We start from the raw sequence: 16,129 nt of genomic DNA, 5'->3' as shown, positions 1-16,129 counted from the left end.
TCTGCAGACAGCGGCGTGGCGGATCGCGGGCAATTCAATAGACTGAACGGTTCCCGAGAATACGCTCAGAATAAAACTCGGGAGACTCACCATTCACCGGGAAAATATCCGGGGCGTAATAGTTTTGTAACAATTTGTTTGTTTTTGCGGCATTCACTGGCGGCGCGCGGAACGCCTGTGATAAAAGTTTGTCCGCTAACAACAACAAATCATTCAGATGTACCGAACACTTTCAGTCATTTTGCTATGCCTTTTCGTTGCCGGCGCCCACGCCCTGGCCGAAGAGCCGCGTGCGCCTGAATGGAAAATAAGCCTGGCCCTCGGCCAGGGCGTGATCGAGAATCCGCTCAAGGGGCGTGAGGATGGCAACACCTATTTGCTGCCTACCTTCAGCTATTACGGCGACCGCTTTTTTGTCAGCAACCTCACCGCTGGCTACAGTCTTCTGGAAGAAAAAAACTACTACGTCGATCTCATTGTCCGACCGAATGAAGACGGCCTGTACTTCAACCTGGACGACGCGGAGTACACCATGGCCTCACTGTCGAGCTTCCTCGGCAATGTGGGAGGCGTCCGAGAAGATGGCCTCGGCCAGATCGAGCGCAGGATTTCCGCCATGGCGGGCCCCAGTGCCACCATCGTGACCGCGCCGGTCGACGTATCTTTTTCCTATCTGCATGACATCAGCAGAGTCCACAACGGTACCGAGGCCAGCCTGAGCCTCGACAAAAGCTATCCACTGTTCGGGGGCGGTATTGGCTGGAGTTTCGGTGCCACCCAGAAAGATATGGACGTGGTGGACTACTACTACCACCTGCGACGCTCCGAGGCCGGACGGTTCGCTTCGCAGTATCGACGCGCCATCCCCCCCACTGATGTCACCGACTACTACGCGCGACTGCATTTTTCTTATCCGTTAGGTAAAGGCCTGGAGCTGCGCCTGGCAGCCAAGTACAACCATCTCGATATGGATGGTCGCAACCCGCTCATGATTGGCAAGCCGGAAACCCTGAGCTGGTTTGCCGGCCTCCAGTACAGTATTGGTAGCGGGCAATGAACAGGTATCTGAAGGCGGTCGGCCTGCTCTTTGCCCTTTGTTTCAGCCAGTCCGGCTCTGCGGCGGAACTGAATATTTCGCCTTCGCTTTGCGCGGTCGATGAAGACGAAAGCCTGTGCAGTATTTCTGTCAAGGTGGATTTCTTAGCCGACGATACAAATCGTTACTGCCTTTCCGTATCCGGCAGAGGCTTGGTCCGCTGCTTTACCGGCAGCAATGGGCGCGGCATCCAGGTCTATGTCACGGCAAAGAATCACCTGGTGTTCCTGGTGACCGACGATGAAAGTGGCGAGCAAGTGGCGCAGGCCACGCTCAAGGTCGCCCGGTACCGTCCGAAGCGTCATCAACGCCGATATGGCTGGGGCCTGCTTTAATGTTCGATACCGGATATCGCATACTCCTGCTCGAGGACGATGAGCAACTCGCAGACCTGATCTGTCGTTTTTTGTCGGCGCGGCGCTGTGAAGTGTCCCACGCGGCGAACGGCAAGGACTTCCTCAAAGCCCTGCACCATCGCGATTACGATCTGATACTGGCAGATGTCGTGCTGCCGGATGCCAGTGGCTTCCAGTTATTGGAACAGTGCCGGAATCACATTACGTGCCCCCTGATTTTTCTGAGTGCGCTGAGCTCGATTCATGACCAGGTCAATGGTCTTGAACTTGGCGCCTGCGACTACCTGGTGAAGCCGGTCGACCCGGAATTACTGTGGGCAAAAATCGAAGCCAACCTGCGCAATGCCAAGCGCCCTACCGCTACCAGTGATATCTGTTTTGGCCCGCTGCAAATCGATCTCAGTACCCGCGAAGCGAGCGTTGATGGCGCGCCCATCGTACTGACTGCCAATGAGTTCGAACTGTTGCTTATTTTTGCCGAGCAGCCGACCACCCTGTTGAGCCGCGAATATCTTTTCCGCCGTGTTGTCGGCCGGGAATTTGACGGGCTCGACCGCGTGATCGACATGCGCGTCAGCCGTCTGCGTAAAAAACTCGACAGTATTTCCAATGGCGTGGTGATTCGCTCGATCCGCGGCCGCGGATACTCACTTCATACCGCTGCCGGTAACGCCTGATGCGAAAGCAAATGTTGCGCTTGCTCGGCGTGATGGCGCTGGCACTGGTCGTTGTGCTGACGGCGATCAGCACACTACACCAGCATTACTCCGACGGCCCTGGCGAGTACACGATCAGCGCGGCACAACTGGCGGACGTGCTCGAGCGCGGTGATATGCCGCTGGCACAAAGCTATCCCCTCGATGCGGTTTATTTCCCGGAAGAACTAATGTCACGCATGCGTGCGGGGGATATTGTCGGACTGGACAGCGGCGACAACCAGATTCTGTTCTACCATCTGAGCGATAAGGGCGTCATGCAAATTGGCCCGTTCGCGCAGCGGCAACCCGAGAGCGTTACCCAGTGGCGACTGCTCTTTATCGGCGCGATGCTACTCGTTTTGCTTGCGGCAATCTGGCCAATGTTTCGCGATCTCAATCGCCTGCAAAATGTCGCGATCCGCTTCAGTAAAAAACCGTTCCGCATGCCGGCACGCACCAACCGGCGCTCGACTATTTACCCGCTGGCGGAAACTTTCCGTCGTATGGCGAATATCGTGTTGGGCTACTGCCAGATGAATCAGGATCTGGCCCGCACCATTGCCCATGAAATTCGCACGCCCCTTGCCCGCATTAAATTCCAGCTGGCGCTGAACGACTGCGGAGCAGACCGCAATCGCGTGATTGCGCAGGCGACCGGTGACATCGAAGAGCTGATCGACAAGTATCTGAATTTTGCCAAAGTCGAGATTCAGGAGGAGTTTATCTCCCGCCAGGATAATGCGCTGGATACGTTTTTTAGCGAGTTGGCAGACTCCCTGGAATCGAAGTGTCCTGAGCTGCAGATTGGCTATTACTTTCCCGATGGAAAAGCGTGGTTCGAGCGAGATTCACTGACCATCGCTATCCATAACCTGGTCACCAATGCCAGCAAGTATGCCAACAACCGCGTGGACCTGCGGTTTCGCCATGACGAACACCGCTGCACCCTGACCGTTGAAGACAATGGCCCGGGGCTCGGCGGCGATGCCCTTGAGTTGACGGACGCCTTCACCCGCTCGGCAACAGACGACCAGGGCTACGGCCTCGGCCTGTATATCGTCAAAAAGGTGATGATGTGGCATGACGGCGAGTTCCAGCTGGACCGATCTCCGAGTCTTGGTGGTACCCGCGCAACCCTCAGCTGGCCGAATACGCCCTGATCGCAGGCCGTTTTGAAGACGCACTCTGGGATGGCTGCCATTGCCGATCCCCCGGGCGACTACCGCTCCCCCGGTGGCTACCGCTCACTCAGTCAACGATGACCGCCTCAATCAGCGCTTCCCCGTTTGGTCCAGCATCCCGGGCTTTGGGCACCGGTCGCATCGGGGTGCGCGCCTTCTTCTCTTTCTCCTGCATGATGAACTGGTGCGCCAGGTTCGTTTCACCCAGTTCAGGCATAAACAGCGCATACGGCGGTGACTGCAGGTTATCGAGATTCACTTCCTCCACACTGGGGAAGTGAATCAGACGAAAGAACTGCTCATCGACCCGTACCATCACGTGATAGGGATTATTATCCGCCGGATACCATTTGACCCGTTTGCCTTCAGCGTTGGCCTTTTGCACAAACGCTTTAACCAGGTTTGACAGAAAGAATGGTTCATCATCGCAACGCCCCACCCTGGAGGCGGTGCGAATGCGGAAGTGATGAGGCGCACCCCAGAATCGCTTGCAGTGCTCCCACACCTCATCCAGGTCATCCAGATCTCGCAGGGAAAAACTGATGTGATTGATGCGCGCATTCCGCGCGATCACATTGTCCAGTGCTTTGAGTTTTTTCTCGAAGAGAATGGGTTGGGGCAGGTAGTCGCGCATGTGCAGGGAAAACGCAATGGTGTACAGGTGCGGCAGCACCTCGTCGCAATACTGTTCGCTCGCGAGCCGGATGCCATTGGTGTACATGGAAACCGGTTTTCCGGTCTCACGCTGCAATCCCTGAATCAATTCTGGCAGGTCACGGCGCATTGTGGGCTCAGAGCCCATCAATATCAGCGTACGGCTGTTGGGCGCAGTCGATTGCCTGGCAATGTCCACCAGCGTTTCTATGCTGGGATCGGTAGCACCATTCTCCGGTAGTGCATAACAGCTGGGGCAAGAGACGTTGCAGCGCTCGGTGACTTCCAGTGCCGTAGTGCCAATGACCTGGTACCAGTAGTCCTGTGCGGGGCCGGTCACCAGACTGCGCTGGTAGAAGCCAGTATCCGATTCAATACGAATCGACTGCTCACCATGGTCAACACAATGCTTGTCCAGATAGACACCATCGTCCCGATAGTGAATTTGCGCCGGTACTTCCTCGTAGCAAATATTGCACAGGCTGCGAGTAGGGCCGGCGCCAACCGGCTGGTCATGGTGACGGTCTGTGCTCATGATGCATTATATTTCTTCAGGAACAGGGGTGCCTTCCGGCCGGGGCATATTCTCTTTGACAGACTCGTCAAACTTGCGCGAATACACCGGATCGCCATTCTGCAAATAGCCAACCGTATAGAATCCAATTTTATTGCCCGCGCGCAACACGCTTTTACGTGTGAGCTTGCGATTTTCCGGGACCACCATGACACCGATCGGCTTCTGCTTGAGAACCGCGGGGTCCCAGGCTTTCAAGAGTTTGTAGGTTTGCGCCAGCATTTCCCGCCAGAGCAAATGGACCCGATGCTCCTTCTGCACAAACTTGCGGTAGAAATAGTACAGCTCACCATCCCGCGACGCTTTCGCAACGTAGACCGAGGAAACCGCAGCAATTTCACCGTCTTTCTCGACCAGGACGGCGACCTGACCGGCACGGCGTTCGGCTTCCGCCATCGTTATGTTCGACGATAGTGCACCGTTCCGCCGCCAGAATTCGATGATTCGAAAAATACCCGCAGTCGTCAGCTTGCGATATACATCCTTGATGAGATAGCCGTTGAACCCCGCAACGGTCACGATGTCTTGATTATCCACACCAACACCTATCAACCAGTCGCGTCTTCGAAGGTCACCATGGTGAGGTTTTCCTTGCTCTGCTCGCCGATACCCATCGGACAATGCACCCCCGGCAAGACGGTCAGGTCGAACAGCTCGGTTACCGGTCCATCCAGGCGAATCCAGTGTTCCACGTTACCGCTGTTCAGGTTGATGAACTGGACTCCACACCAGGCTTCGGAATCCTTGTCGGCCAGGTTCTGATCCAGCGCAAGACCTTCAAAGCGTTCGTAACGGGGTTTGGACAGTCCGACAATGGCGTAGTCGCCGTGGATCGCGAGCCCGCGCATAAACCCGGGGCAAAAAGTGTGCGGGACAAATTGCTTGTTGTCGAAGTCGACATAGCCGAGATAGCCCGTACCGCTGTTCAGTACCCAGAGTTTTCCTCCGGCCCAGCGCGGCGAATGCGGCATGGACAGGCCTTCGCAGACGATCTCGTCTGTCTCGACGTCGATGATGACTCCGCCGTTGTCACGCCGCTCGCGCCAGCCATCGATGGTGTCTGATTTGCACACGGCGGTGACATATTTGGGTTTACCATCCACCATGGCCAGGCCGTTCAGATGGCAGCGATCTTCAGGCACCAGCTTGGAGATGAACTTGGGCTTCCAGATCGCCTTGAAGCTGTGGGTCAGGCTCAGTTCTGCGAGGCAGTTGAACTTGGTGTTAACGAAAATGACCTTGCCATCTTTCTGGATACCCAGTTCATGGATGTCGACTTCACCGGTGAACTGGGCATTGCGCGGCACATAGCAGGCATCAAAGATCTTGTTGGCGACCTGACCCGGCTGCAGCACATTCTCAAAGCGCCAGACCTGATAGAGGCCGCCCATGTAAATACGCTTCTGGTTACCGACAATGCCCATGGCGCGCTGGAAAATGCGCTCGTGGAACGACAGCTTGCCACCCGGTTCGGCACCGACCATATAGACGCGGCCGGACTGGTAGGAAGTGAATGCGACCGACAGCTGATTTTGGCGCATCCAGCTCGCCAGGTTGGCGGAGCAGGATTTCTTCACCGGCTCTGGCTGCTTTTTCTTCTGGTCTTCACTGGCAGCCGCCTTGTCTGCGCCAGCGTCTTGGTCGGACTCGCTTCCCGCGGTAGGGTCGATGACTTCCTGGTCTGACTGTTGCGCCTCTTTTGGCTCGGTGACGTCTGCGTTACTCATGTGTGCTTTACCCGCTTACCTCAGGGGACGATCATCGCGCCCCGCGTCGTTATTCTTCTGTTACAAACCTTTGTAACAACAAAGACTGTACCGCGCCGGCCACACACTCTGGGCGCCGGGATTGTAACAATTTGTACCCCCAAGCCTTTGTTTTCATTGGGAAAGGCGTTGACCGCCCATTCTGTTTCGGCATCCTTCCGAATGGGCGAACAGCTTTCCCCGAAATCGCACCGAGCCAGCCAATCAGGCTCCAGATCACGAAAGCCGCCCGTGCGCGGCGACCCGTAAATACGATGATTTTTTACGCAATTTCGCTCCCATTTGTCACAGCGGGCCTCTATAATCGCCGCCTTTGGCTGGATCGCCGCTGTACCAACCCCGCAGCCCCCGCCCCCCACTAAGCGTTAACGCCCAGAGGCACCCTGTGATTGAGAATTTGCGCAATATTGCGATCATCGCCCACGTAGACCATGGCAAGACCACCCTCGTGGACAAGTTGCTGTCCCAGTCCGGCACCCTCGACCGCCGCGACGAAGGCGCGGAGCGCGTCATGGACTCCAACGACCAGGAGAAAGAGCGCGGCATCACCATCCTGGCGAAGAACACCGCTATTCAGTGGCACGACTACCGCATCAATATCGTGGACACCCCAGGGCACGCCGACTTCGGTGGTGAGGTAGAGCGCGTACTCTCTATGGTCGACAGCGTACTGCTGCTGGTAGACGCCGTAGACGGCCCGATGCCGCAGACCCGCTTCGTGACCCAGAAAGCCTTTGAACAGGGCCTGAACCCGATCGTGGTCATTAATAAGATCGACCGCCCCGGTGCCCGCCCTGACTGGGTGATGGACCAGGTATTCGACCTCTTCGACAGCCTCGGCGCTACCGATGAGCAGCTGGACTTCCCGGTCGTATACGCGTCCGCCCTCAATGGCATCGCCGGCCTCGACGATACCGATATGGCGGAAGATATGACGCCGCTGTTCCAGATGATCGTCGACAAGGTTGAACCGCCGAAGGTCGACCAGAGTGGCCCGTTCCAGATGCAGATTTCTGCACTGGACTACAACAGCTACGTGGGTGTCATCGGTGTTGGCCGCATTACCCGCGGCACCCTCAAGCCCAACCAACAGGTCGTGGTTCTGGACCGAGACGGTCACAGCCGCAAGGCCAAGGTGTTGCAGGTCATGGGTTACCTGGGCCTCGAGCGCGTTGAGGTGGAACAGGCCAGTGCCGGCGACATCGTGTGTATTACCGGTGTGGGCGAACTGAACATTTCCGATACCCTGTGCGACCCCGAAAATCCGGAAGCACTGCCGGCGCTGTCTGTGGATGAACCGACCGTCAGCATGACTTTCCAGGTAAATGACTCCCCATTTGCGGGCCAGGACGGCAAGTTCGTCACCTCGCGCAATATCAAGGAGCGCCTGGACCAGGAGCTGATCCACAACGTGGCACTGCGTGTCGAGCAGGGCGACTCCCCGGACAAGTTCAAGGTTTCCGGCCGCGGTGAACTGCACCTGTCGGTACTGATTGAAACCATGCGTCGTGAGGGCTTCGAGCTGGGCGTTTCCCGTCCGGAAGTGGTCCAGAAAGAAGTGGACGGCGAAATTCAGGAGCCGTACGAAGAAGTCGTCATCGATGTGGAAGACCAGCACCAGGGCTCCATCATGGAAGAACTGGGCCTGCGCAAGGCCGAGCTCACCAATATGGAACCGGACGGCAAGGGCCGTGTACGCCTGACCTTTATCGTGCCGTCACGCGGCATGATCGGCTTCCGTAACCAGTTCCTGACGCTGACCAGCGGCTCCGGCATCATGACCAGTATCTTCGACCACTACGGTCCGGTGAAGGAAGGTGAGGTCACCAGCCGTATCAATGGCGTGCTGGTTTCCATGGTGAAGGGCAAGACCCTGGCCTACGCCCTGTATGCACTGCAGGACCGCGGCCGTCTGTTCCTGGGCCACGGTGAAGATATTTATGAAGGTCAGATTGTGGGCATCCATTCCCGCAGCAACGACCTGGTGGTAAACCCCACCAAGGCCAAGCAGCTGACCAACGTGCGTGCCGCCGGCACCGACGAGGCGCTGACCCTTACCCCGCCGATCCGCCACACGCTGGAACAGGCACTGGAGTTTATCGAAGATGACGAACTCTGTGAGGTAACGCCCAACCATATTCGCCTGCGTAAAAAGATCCTGCAGGAAAATATGCGCAAGCGCGCGAAGAAGTAATTCTTCTGCGAAACAAAAAACGGGCCCAAGGGCCCGTTTTTTGTTTAAATCTGAAAAGACAATATTCAATAAGACAAGCGGCAGTAGCGCTTACACAGCCATCCCGATTGACGTATAGCGATTACCAACCGACCTTTAGGCCCGATACAGTGCCGCGTCATACGATAAAACTACGCGGCAGGTTTTGCTTCGAGTATCCGATAGCCAAAATCGGTATGCAATATTTCGAAGCGGTATCTCACCTTGCTTTCGACGGGCCTGGAGTCACCCGCGCAGACCGAGAATGGCCCTGGAAACGCGCTGGAGACCAGGGTTGCCCAGTCAGGCCCAGAATATCTATATTTACATTTTTTCACCCAGCGGAACTTCCCCGTGCCTCGACCAGAACGTACTTGCAAGTGTAAATCTGCGAACCGAATTTCTCTGGAACCTATCGTATCCGAGAGAGCGACGCCCCATAACGTCACTTGCGTTTTATAAAAATAGAATCCGCAATAAAGCCCCATGATTAAAGATACAAAGAAGATTAAAAACACTGATGGTTTTTTTGTCTTTCGCTGCCGACGATTTTTATAGCGCCTTGGGACAACTACCGAAAAGGCATAGAACACCAAAATTGTAGCCACACAGCCATATATAACCCCTAATATCAAAAATATTCTGTAGAAAATATCGGAAGTTATATAAAACCTAAAATCCTGAAGCAGGATAGCAAGGCACAACGGCACCGCTAAAACAGAAACAAATATTTTGAAAAAATTATCATCTAAAAACTGCTTCATACCCCTGCCCTATCCGCCCCAGCAACAATTATGACTCTCCAAATGGCTTCATGGTTTCCCTATCACCGAAGCCTTTGTGACCAACCCCATTTCCCGATGGCTAAACATATAACAAAAAACGACCCCAAGGGCCCGTTTTTTATTGCAACCTGGAAAGACAACATTCAACAAGACAAGCGGCGGCTGCGCTTACACAGCCATCCCGGTGGCAAACGCGTAATACCCCAAAAGATTCACCAGCCACAGCAATCCGCCCAGGGCCAGCCAGAAAAAGTTTGCAGGAATCAGCTTGGCATTTTGCTCTCCCGCGGGGTCACCACAGGCCACATTCGCAGCCCGTTGCGCACGATAGAGCACAATCACCGTCCCCACCCAAATCAGGTTCACCACGAGATCCGTAATTCCCAGTGTATCCGTGGACATGGAGTGGGCCGTGCCAATGCCGTTGAGTATCGCCAGTAGAACAAACAGCAGGGAAAGGAAACCGGGGAACCAGCGATAGTCGCTGGCCTCCTGCTGGCGACGGGCGTCTATTTTGGAAAATAGCGAAAAGACAAAGAAAATAGAAAAGATTGCCCGCATGACTGGCAACATGCCGACCTTGTGGGTTCTCTTCTATGCGCGCCAGTGACGATAAAACCAGTAGATTTCGTAGATCCCCATGGTACCGACCATCAGCAGGAGATACTTCTTCATCGATACAACGTAAAACTCCGGTTCGACCTCTTCCTGCGCCAGCTCAGCGGCAGGCGCGCTGTAGATATCCATACTCATTATTGTTTTCCCCTAAAGTGGTTTTTCCCCACCGCACAAAATAGACGCATCCTGGTCGTAGGCTGACAGCTTGATACGGCCTGCATGCACAGAGAGATCGCAGCAGGACCGCTCCGCAGAACAGCGGCAACTTTTCTAATGCCCCCTTCTATTTCTTAGCTGGTTGGCGGTGCGGTCTCTCGAAAGGCAGAGTCCTCTTCAGCAATATCCAGCAGCCGCTGCAGATTGACATGCGAGTCGATGGAGAAGCGCTGGCGGAACTGGCCCCATGCGACGCCCACTGCAACCCGGTAATCCGCGTCGCCCAGTTGACCAGCCTCCGGCAATGGCGCCGCATCCAATTCCGCAAGAATCAGTTCCATACGTTTTTGCTGTCGACGGGCATAGACATTCGATGCGATATCCAGGCCGCTGCGCTCGAGCAGGAACAGGTTGATCGCGGAATCGAGCAAGGTGTTAGCGAGACAGTAGCGGTCCAGGTCCTGCGCATCGGGAATAAAAACACTTCCCGATTTTTCCCGTACATATTTGACGATGGGCGTTGAGTCCGTCAGCTTGAGGGAGCCATCCTCCAGGAAAGGCACACGCAGCGTCGGCGTACCCGGGTCTTGGTTGGTATGAATATCCAGTTCCACCATTTCCCAGTCGAGTCCGGATTGCATCAGTGCAATACGGCAGTGTCGGACATAAGGAGAGGTCGGGCTGCCAAACAGTTTCATGCGGATTATTTCCTTGCGTACACAGTCAATGGGCGATCATGACGAAAAGTGACGGCTTCAGCAAACCTTCCTTACCCGCCCCCAGGTGAACTGCCGAAATCCGCACAACGGGCACCATTCTGCAACAGAACAAAAAAAGCGGGCCGTGGCCCGCTTTTTCGTCACAACTTACACTTTGGTTACTCGTAAATATGTAACCAGAGATCGTCACCGGCGCCATTGTCGTTAATGGCATATTCAAAGGCCTCACGTGGATAGCGCATACCTTCCCCTGATACAGAGGAATTGTAACTACCCCACTTCTGCAGGTTCCATTGCCCGAACGGATCGTTCACGGTGTAGTAGTCACCATCGAAATCGGTAACCACCATAATGTGGCCCGGGTTGGTAAACCAACCATGGACGATCGCCAGCTTGCCGGAAGTTACCGCATCACGCAGTTCCTGAATGGTGCCATTGGTCTTGCTGTTGGCGCGCTTGTCACTGCCGGCGCGGATGGCCATCTCATTGAACCCCCACTCGAGCGCTGGCACCGTTTGCAGCACGCCGCCGAGCTCTTCATACAGGAAATCCGGAGTACGCCCATTGGCCGCCTGGCTGGTAAAGCCGAAGTAATCGGTCACCATCGCGAGGGAGGTCACGGAGCAGGTACCGTAAGGGTCGTAATAGTTTTCAGTCTGCTTCCAGTAGGGTACCGCTTGCGGTGGCTCCGGTGGATCAATCACGACATCCCCGTTGCCCAGATAGTCGGTCAGATCGTTGTTACCGCCATTGCAGTCGGTCGCGTCAAACTGATCCATGTCCCAGTTAAGTGCTGCCCAGTCGTCCCATACGGCCTGGGGTACCGAGCCGCCGGGCACGCGCCAGATAGAAGCATTCGGCCCCGCCGCTTCGAGGAAGTCGGTAAGCTGGGCCGGGGTGATGTCATCGTATTCAGTCGACACGATATGCCAAATCGGCTTCTGCGCACCCATCTGGCGGTACTCACAGTTACCTGTCGCAATCCACTGCTTGGCCGCCGCCATGTAGGGCTGCCCCCAGACTTCGACATAGGTCTGAGGCATATGGAAATCGACATACTGATCAATTATGCCAACGTCCATGCCCTGGTCGAGCGGATTGCCCCAGGTGGTGGTTCCGATGGGGAAGCTGCCGGAGAAGTGGCCATCCAGCTCGGCCTGATCCCGTGCGGCATGCATCGCCTGGTAAATGCTGTGAAGCTCGGTAGTGGTATTGTTGAATTCCACCTCGACGTCCAGGACAAAACCTACATAACCATATTTGGCCGCGTAATACAGGGCATCTGCCTGTGCAGTTTCGTTACCCGGATAGTTGTAGGACCATGCCCAGGGCTCTATCCCGCGTGAGCGATAGATGTCGGTGGTTGTGGTGGAGCAGGCATCGGCAAAGAGTCCACAGTTCTGTGAGCCGTCGGCAATCTTGATAAAGATCCGCTTCACACCCATCGCCGCCAGCTCGTCGGCCAGCTGGGTATGGGTCCGGCCAAGACCGGCTTCATCGATGTACCACAACCAAACACCGAACTTATTCACCAGTTGTGGATTGGGATCGGGGTCCGGCGTGTTGGCCATTTCATCTTTTACCGCCAGATAAAAGTTCGCCGACCAGCGATTGGTATAGCACGCCGTACCGCCACCCAAACGATCACAGGCAGCCACTTCGTCACTATTGAAGTTACCGTATACATTGTTTTCTGCCCCGGCGACCTGCTCGAAGCAGTGGCCACCATAAGTTGGGGAACGCACTGTTTCATCCGGGCAGTTACCGGTGCCTCGCAGGTTTTGCGTGAAGGAACGCGACCAGCGTAATACCTGGATATTGTTGCCCTGCACCGGATAGGTATAGGTATTGGTGCACGCACTGCCACCACCATAGGCAACACACTTATCCACCATGGCATTGGTAAAAGGACCAAAGGCGTCCGTTTCGGTTGCACAAAAATCCAGTGAGGAATCGAAGGTGGCGCCTTCTGGACACAGCGCGTGTCCCTTGGCGCAAAACAGCAGCGCCGCCACCAGAAAAAGCTTTCTGAGCGTCATGAGAGTTTCCTGTCGTTATTTTTGTTGGGAAAGCACCAGGACTGCAGGACGCACACCTTGAAACTTCTACGACCACCGTCGTCTTCCGTGCAGTGGTTATAAGACAGCGAAATGTGGGGCGATAATCAGAAGGTATCGGCAGGGGCGATTATTGCGCGGGCGAACGTGCGCAAGCGTACATTATTCGCAAGCCGGACAGTCGCTCAAAGTTTGGCGATGAAAGGCGTAACCAGACGATAGTATTCGGCGAGATACTGACGCGTTTGATCCGCCCGGCCATTCTCCGAACTTAAATGGATCGCTTCGACAACGTCTGCAATCTCTTTGGCCGAAGCCTGTTGGTCACCCTGGAGATTTTGCGCAAAGTAGGCAACGCTTTTTTCCAGGGAATAGGTAATGATATGAATCTGTTCCAGCTCTGCCTTGTCGAGGGTGCCTTTCCCTTTTAACTCCTCGGTCTTGGCGATAATGATGCTTTTGGCATCCTGCATGGATTCCACATCCGGCAGCTGCAAATGCTGAATGGGCTTTTCATCACTGGCACAAGCGACGACAGCAAACGCCAGGCAGACGGCAAGCAGCAAGTTCGGGAACATCGTTTTCATGTCTTTACCCAGTGGGATGTCATTGAAGGCCAGGCAACCCCGGCACGCGGCCGCTAGCTCCGCCACTCAAGGCGCTTTGCGCAATGCGCGGTCAAAGCTGCGCAGATAATAAGGTCCGGTGCACGCGTTCAGCGAGTTTATTCACCCACCCTGGTCCCCAGAATGAGCATCTGCGACGCCCACTCGCGCGCGATGACGCCAGCCGCCGCCGACGACGCATAAATCAACACGATATTGCCCTCAGCAATACATAAGAAGCAATTTGTTCCATCAAACAAAACCCTTTGAGTCTGATGGTGCGCTCAGAGCAGGGCAAACTAACGCATTCCCAGCGAACCTAGTAAGTGCTTACTAAGCCCGAGCACAAGGAAAAAAGCCGGTTTCTCCACCGGTAGGCGCGCTCAGCACCGGACCGGCCCCGTTGGAGTGAGGGCTTGGCAGGGCGGCAGGAAGCCATATACTGTCGTATTGTACGCCAGTCTCAGGTCGGCACGCTGACGCCCGGGACCCGACGAATAATAAGCCCATCTGACAGTAAAGGGCGGCTGCGCGGACCCGGGCAGGGTCCGTTTCACTTAGGGAGCACACATGCCTTCAGGCTTTGATACTCAGGACGAGGTATTTGTCGATCCTGCTGAGCGGGCGCATGCGCTCGACCTGCGCCGCCGTGTGCAGGCAGCGGGCTATATGCTGATTTTCTCTCTCGCGATTACCGGAGCGATGGGCGTCTTTGCGCTCACCGACGGGGAGCTGCTCCAGGCGCTGGCACTATTTGGTGTCACCCTGCTGATTCTGGCCGCCTACGTGGTGATCAATCTTCTTGGTCCAACGCCAAAGACCCCTCTGCTGGTCACCCTGTTACTGCTTCTACTGTATTTCTACCTGCTGCTTTCCGGCGGGGTAAACAACACAGGCCTGATGTGGGCGGTGATGCTCGTTCCGGGATTCATCAACTTGTTTGGTTACAAGAAGGGCACGGTGGTCCTGCTCGCAGTGGGGCTCACCACGGCGTTGATCCTGTTTTCCCCGGACTTCCCCGGTTTAACGGCAGAGTATGACACTGCCTATCGCGCTCGCTTTATTGCGGTATTCGGTGCGCTGACGGCCCTGACGGCCTTGCTCGACAGCAGCCGCGCAGAAACACAAAAGCTGCTCAACTCGCTGGCACAAGAACTCGAAGGCCAGGCCTCTACCGACGCACTGACGGGATTGGCAAACCGTCGCGAGGCCTATCGGGTGCTCGCGGACTTGCAGCGTCGCAGTAGTAGCAACGCAAATTACACGGTACTGATTGGCGACCTCGACAACTTCAAGAGTATTAACGATACCCGCGGACACAGCTTCGGCGACCAGGTACTGCAGGACGTTGCAGCGGTTCTGAGTAACAATACCCGTGCGGGCGATATTGTCGCGCGCTGGGGTGGTGAGGAATTTCTCGTCTTGCTGCCCAATACCGGTGCCGCCGGCGGCGCGGTGCTCGCGGAGAAGCTCAGAGCCAAAGTGGAACGACTCAGCGAGCGCTATGAACCCGCCGAGAAAATTTCCATCAGTTTCGGCGTGGCCGAGGGTAACGCTATCGAGCAATCGCGAGACGACCTACTCGCGCAGGCTGATGCACGCATGTATCGAGCCAAGCATGCCGGTCGCAACCAGGTTGTCACCGCCTGACTAAGCAACCTTTCGGTTCCGCCTTTCACCACGTCCAACAAAAAAGCCCGCACGAGGCGGGCTAACGTTGGGGATAATCATCGCGAACGATGCATCAGTTACAGCCGCTACCACGGGGGGGCAGGTTGGTAACGGCTGCAAGTCTGATTCAGAAAGACCAACGGGTACCGAATTCGGCAATCATGCTGCTCATTTCCATTTCAAATTCTGCGTCGAACAAGTCGGCGTTCACGGAAATGTCATCTGTCTCACGCAAACGGAGACCACCGAATACGGTAAGCTGGTCGGAAACCATGTAATTCAGGCCACCCATGATCTGGTAGGCGAAAACACTGTCGTCGTCATCAATAATGGTAACGCCGGAAGGCTGGTAGCTGACGTCGATACTGGCGTTACCGATACCTGCGCCGATATAAGGCTTCAGCGCAGTGCCGATGTCGAAGTCATAGTAAACATTGGCAAACAGGTAGGTGGTTTCAAATTCACCGCGACCGTCAGCAACCAGGTCTGCAACGCTCACACCGAGATTCTCGGTAGTACCAGAAACCAGTACCGCCGCATCTTCGGTGCCCAGCGCCAGTCCGTCGGCGACACTAACACCACCATGTGAAGTCACGTCGTTCATGCTGCGCGCATATTCGCCTTCGAAACGCAGGTTACCCATGTCGTAGCCAAAGGTCAGGCTGAATGCCGTGCCGCTATCGACATTCGTGTTCCAGCCAACCTGAGTGCCAGCAGGCAGAGGGACGCCGGCCGGGATAGTAGTACCTGCACCGGTGACGAACTCACTGCTGAAACTGCCGCTGGTCGCCGTATCATCCAGGTCGCTATAACCGATGTTACCGCCGATATAAAATTGTTCTGCCTGAGCAGCCATGGTGAATGCACTGGCCGCAATCGCGCAAGCAAGCTTTGATTTGGTCAACATACTGATTCCCTTTGAGTGTAATGATCTGCTGGCTTGGTTACGGCGACTTTTCAGGGGTGGATTTAAAAAAGGCG

Annotated in this window: 16 protein-coding genes; 6 read left to right on the top strand and 10 right to left on the bottom strand. The window is 55.5% G+C overall.

Annotated features, from left to right (window positions below; all coding sequences use genetic code 11):
• Positions 1 to 217 precede the first annotated feature (217 nt).
• Genes ACXAD0_RS03650 through ACXAD0_RS03635 form a run of 4 tightly spaced genes read left to right on the top strand, consistent with a single transcriptional unit; the run spans position 218 to position 3,310 of the window.
• The gene (locus tag ACXAD0_RS03650; RefSeq protein WP_475086991.1) at positions 218 to 1,057 is read left to right on the top strand and encodes a MipA/OmpV family protein; all 840 of its coding nucleotides are present in this window, start codon (positions 218 to 220) and stop codon (positions 1,055 to 1,057) included.
• Entirely contained in the window at positions 1,054 to 1,431 is a 378-nt protein-coding gene (locus ACXAD0_RS03645; protein WP_475086990.1) for a DUF3019 domain-containing protein, read from the top strand. Before ACXAD0_RS03650 ends, ACXAD0_RS03645 begins: the two co-directional genes overlap by 4 nt.
• The gene (locus tag ACXAD0_RS03640) at positions 1,431 to 2,129 is read left to right on the top strand and encodes a response regulator transcription factor (RefSeq protein ID WP_475086989.1); all 699 of its coding nucleotides are present in this window, start codon (positions 1,431 to 1,433) and stop codon (positions 2,127 to 2,129) included. Before ACXAD0_RS03645 ends, ACXAD0_RS03640 begins: the two co-directional genes overlap by 1 nt.
• Entirely contained in the window at positions 2,129 to 3,310 is a 1,182-nt protein-coding gene (locus ACXAD0_RS03635; RefSeq protein WP_475086988.1) for a sensor histidine kinase, read from the top strand. Before ACXAD0_RS03640 ends, ACXAD0_RS03635 begins: the two co-directional genes overlap by 1 nt.
• Before the next feature lie 88 nt (positions 3,311 to 3,398).
• Here the strand turns inward: ACXAD0_RS03635 and ACXAD0_RS03630 are convergent, their stop codons facing one another.
• Genes ACXAD0_RS03630 through ACXAD0_RS03620 form a run of 3 tightly spaced genes read right to left on the bottom strand, consistent with a single transcriptional unit; the run spans position 3,399 to position 6,286 of the window.
• On the bottom strand, positions 3,399 to 4,520 hold the full coding sequence (locus ACXAD0_RS03630; RefSeq protein WP_475086986.1) for a radical SAM protein: 1,122 nt from the start codon (positions 4,518 to 4,520) through the stop codon (positions 3,399 to 3,401).
• Positions 4,521 to 4,526: 6 nt separating this feature from the next.
• Positions 4,527 to 5,096: a hypothetical protein gene (locus tag ACXAD0_RS03625; RefSeq protein WP_475086985.1), complete on the bottom strand. Its 570-nt coding sequence runs from the start codon at positions 5,094 to 5,096 to the stop codon at positions 4,527 to 4,529.
• A gap of 11 nt (positions 5,097 to 5,107) precedes the next feature.
• On the bottom strand, positions 5,108 to 6,286 hold the full coding sequence (locus ACXAD0_RS03620; protein WP_475086984.1) for a TIGR03032 family protein: 1,179 nt from the start codon (positions 6,284 to 6,286) through the stop codon (positions 5,108 to 5,110).
• Between the two features lie 424 nt (positions 6,287 to 6,710).
• Here ACXAD0_RS03620 and typA point away from each other — a divergent pair, with 424 nt between their 5' ends.
• The gene (typA, locus tag ACXAD0_RS03615) at positions 6,711 to 8,519 is read left to right on the top strand and encodes a translational GTPase TypA (RefSeq protein WP_475086983.1); all 1,809 of its coding nucleotides are present in this window, start codon (positions 6,711 to 6,713) and stop codon (positions 8,517 to 8,519) included.
• Positions 8,520 to 8,689: 170 nt separating this feature from the next.
• Here the strand turns inward: typA and ACXAD0_RS03610 are convergent, their stop codons facing one another.
• The 6 genes from ACXAD0_RS03610 to ACXAD0_RS03585 all read right to left on the bottom strand — a co-directional run bounded on the left by ACXAD0_RS03610 (position 8,690) and on the right by ACXAD0_RS03585 (position 13,459).
• On the bottom strand, positions 8,690 to 9,301 hold the full coding sequence (locus tag ACXAD0_RS03610) for a hypothetical protein (protein ID WP_475086982.1): 612 nt from the start codon (positions 9,299 to 9,301) through the stop codon (positions 8,690 to 8,692).
• A 189-nt stretch (positions 9,302 to 9,490) separates the two neighbouring features.
• The gene (locus ACXAD0_RS03605; RefSeq protein ID WP_475086981.1) at positions 9,491 to 9,895 is read right to left on the bottom strand and encodes a hypothetical protein; all 405 of its coding nucleotides are present in this window, start codon (positions 9,893 to 9,895) and stop codon (positions 9,491 to 9,493) included.
• Between the two features lie 21 nt (positions 9,896 to 9,916).
• Positions 9,917 to 10,075, bottom strand: coding sequence for a hypothetical protein (locus tag ACXAD0_RS03600; RefSeq protein ID WP_475086980.1), 159 nt, complete (start codon positions 10,073 to 10,075; stop codon positions 9,917 to 9,919).
• A 155-nt stretch (positions 10,076 to 10,230) separates the two neighbouring features.
• Entirely contained in the window at positions 10,231 to 10,794 is a 564-nt protein-coding gene (locus tag ACXAD0_RS03595) for a glutathione S-transferase family protein (RefSeq protein ID WP_475086979.1), read from the bottom strand.
• Between the two features lie 179 nt (positions 10,795 to 10,973).
• The gene (locus tag ACXAD0_RS03590) at positions 10,974 to 12,854 is read right to left on the bottom strand and encodes a C39 family peptidase (protein ID WP_475086978.1); all 1,881 of its coding nucleotides are present in this window, start codon (positions 12,852 to 12,854) and stop codon (positions 10,974 to 10,976) included.
• 203 nt (positions 12,855 to 13,057) lie between these two features.
• A complete protein-coding gene (locus tag ACXAD0_RS03585) occupies positions 13,058 to 13,459 on the bottom strand; it encodes a DUF6746 family protein (RefSeq protein ID WP_475086977.1) in 402 nt (133 codons plus the stop codon).
• Positions 13,460 to 14,047: 588 nt separating this feature from the next.
• Between ACXAD0_RS03585 and ACXAD0_RS03580 the strand changes: the two genes are divergently transcribed.
• Positions 14,048 to 15,127, top strand: a complete 1,080-nt coding sequence (locus ACXAD0_RS03580) for a GGDEF domain-containing protein (protein WP_475086976.1) — start codon at positions 14,048 to 14,050, stop codon at positions 15,125 to 15,127.
• Between the two features lie 148 nt (positions 15,128 to 15,275).
• On the opposite strand, the gene ACXAD0_RS03575 is transcribed toward ACXAD0_RS03580, so the two are convergent.
• Positions 15,276 to 16,055, bottom strand: coding sequence for an outer membrane beta-barrel protein (locus ACXAD0_RS03575; RefSeq protein ID WP_475086975.1), 780 nt, complete (start codon positions 16,053 to 16,055; stop codon positions 15,276 to 15,278).
• Positions 16,056 to 16,129: the final 74 nt, after the last annotated feature.

This window comes from Microbulbifer sp. ABF4_148 (genome assembly GCF_056158985.1).
This window is presented reverse-complemented; position numbering and strand designations above follow the sequence as displayed.